Annotated in this window: 1 pseudogene; it reads left to right on the top strand. The window is 51.2% G+C overall.

Annotated elements, in window-relative coordinates:
- Nucleotides 1-10: 10 nt before the first annotated feature.
- A pseudogene (locus tag GJQ66_RS13465) lies at nt 11-250 on the top strand (methyl-accepting chemotaxis protein); the annotation flags it as partial.

The raw sequence follows: 250 nt of genomic DNA, 5'->3' as shown, positions 1-250 counted from the left end.
CGCACAGGGCATGGATAACACGATCAACAAGATGAACGAAGCGTTACATAGCATCAGAGATGTATCTGAGCAGGTGTCCGTAGGTGCCAGCGGCCTTGCGGAGGCAGCGCAGTCTCTGGCTGAGGGGGCAATAGATCAGGCCGGTGCAGTGGAAGAACTGCAGGCTACGATCGCAAATATTACAAAAGCAGTAAATCATACGGCAGATAAGACAAAAGAATCCTACGAGCAGGCTCAGGAATATTCCGAG

This window comes from Microbacterium sp. ZXX196, assembly GCF_009709595.1.
Classification (GTDB): domain Bacteria; phylum Actinomycetota; class Actinomycetes; order Actinomycetales; family Microbacteriaceae; genus Microbacterium; species Microbacterium excoecariae.
The sequence above is the reverse complement of the archived record's forward strand: the minus strand, read 5'-3'. Positions and strand labels throughout refer to the sequence as shown.